The sequence below is a fragment of the Moorena sp. SIO4E2 genome (assembly GCF_010671945.1).
In the GTDB taxonomy this organism is placed as follows: Bacteria; Cyanobacteriota; Cyanobacteriia; order Cyanobacteriales; family Coleofasciculaceae; genus Moorena; species Moorena producens.
Window position 1 is genome coordinate 1 of sequence record NZ_JAAHIE010001035.1, and the last position, 1,885, is coordinate 1,885.

A 1,885-nucleotide genomic window follows, 5' to 3' on the forward strand; every position below is an offset into this window, starting at 1 on the left:
CCTAGGGTGCTGCGCAAACGGGCAATTGCTCTAAATCATATTTATTGCATACCTAGCACGATTCGGTAAATTCCCAACTTATAGTAAAATCATTTCGCCAATCGATTTGCCATCGACTTGCCATTTAACTAAGCACAGGTCGATCTCTGTTAGTGTATTTTGGTCGAAACTATGGAAAACCTTAAGAGTACAATCAACAGTACAATCAACCTAATCAAAGAAAGGATCTTTGATACCGACTTCAAGGTCCCCAACATTCCTGTTTCGACGATAGTTATTGTCGTGCTCATCCTCCTCCTCACCAAGATATTGCGAGGCTTGTTCACTTCAATAATCATGCACAGACTCGAGCTGATAACTAGCCGTACAAAAACCACCCTAGACGATGAGTTCATTAGGATTCTTAGGCGACCATTAGGCTGGCTAATTTGGATCGGTGGACTATGGGTAGTACATCTAGTTGTGGCAAGCTATCTTAGTGATACACAGAATCATAAAATCCCCGAGATTCTCTTTCTGAGCGTTCTGTTCATTGCCACCTATATTCTTTACCGTGCTGCTCCACTATTAGGAGAGCTTCTAGCCGGATTGGCGGCAAAAACTGAAACTGAACTCGACGATTTGTTCGTGCCCTACTTTCCAAGGCTTTTTCAGACAGCAGCAATCGTGATTGCTGCCATTAAAGCCAGTGAGATTGTGTTGGGGGCATCTGCGGGTGCACTGATCGGTCTACTCGGTGGCGCAGGTGTCGCCTTAGGTTTGTTATTAAAAGACATTGTCTATGACTGGTTTTGTACAGTGATTATCTACGCTGATGGTCTCTATAGACCCGGTGACTGGGTAGAATTGGACGGAATAAATGGTTTTGTTGAGATACTCAGTATTGGTCTGAGAAGTACAAAGGTTCGTATTATTAATTTGGGTGGTACCAAAAAAGTTCCCAATTCTAAAATGATTGGTGGAGTTGTGGTTAATTATTGGTCACAAAATACTGGCGATAATTTGGAGTTGGGAGCCATAAATTTAACTCTGAAAATAGATGGAATTTCAGCGGAGCAAACTACCCGACTTTGTCAGGCTATTAAAGCCAAAATTTCGACTATCGATGGATTGCACAAGCAGCAAATGTTAGTTTTATTATCCAGCATTGAAGAGAATGCTCGTGTGATCCTAGTTAGGGCATTTGGGATTGACAAAAACCTTTACTATGCTGCTATGAATGACTTAAACATAGCCATATTAGAAATCCTCCAAAAACAGGAGATTGATCACCTGCATATTGAGCTGAAAAAAGACATCAAAGACTACAAACAGCTAAACTAAAATTTAGTTAGTGAGGTGATATCTAAATCCTAGCAATCCTTTGAACAAGGGATGCAGCTTAGGAACAGGTGAACTCCCCCATGAAGGCTCACCCGTCGCTATTTCTGCCGTCTACTAGCTAATACTTTTCGGTCAATCCCCGAGTTGATTGACCGATTGTTGTTCCTACAAACGGATATTAAACCTTTCAAACTGGCTCCTAGGGTGCTGGGCAGGGTAAACGCATCTTATTTTGAAATGCCTAGTGGATAGGAGATTGAGCTGATAAGTATTTATACTTATTATTTTTGAAATCGCTTCTGAGTAAGGCTTCTAGAATTTAGATGCGTTTGCCCTGGGGTGCTGGGCAAACGGGCAATTGCTCTAAATCCTGTTGATTACATACCTAGCAGGATTCGGTAAATTCGCAACTTATAGTAAAATCATTCCACCAATAGACTTGCCATCGACTTGCCATTTAACTAAGCACAGGTCGATCTCTGTTAGTGTATTTTGGTCGAAACGATGGAAAACCTTAAGAGTACAATCAACAGTACAATCAACCTAATCAAAGAAAGGATCT

Annotated in this window: 1 protein-coding gene; it reads left to right on the plus strand. The window is 41.3% G+C overall.

What is annotated here, in order from left to right:
• Window positions 1-171 precede the first annotated feature (171 nt).
• Window positions 172-1,323, plus strand: a complete 1,152-nt coding sequence (locus tag F6K37_RS40290) for a mechanosensitive ion channel family protein (RefSeq protein ID WP_502887828.1) — start codon at window positions 172-174, stop codon at window positions 1,321-1,323.
• Window positions 1,324-1,885: the final 562 nt, after the last annotated feature.

Coding starts and splice junctions, on each gene's coding strand:
- F6K37_RS40290 (WP_502887828.1), top strand. CDS start 172: ATGGAAAACCTTAAGAGTACAATCAACAGTACAATCAACCTAATCAAA.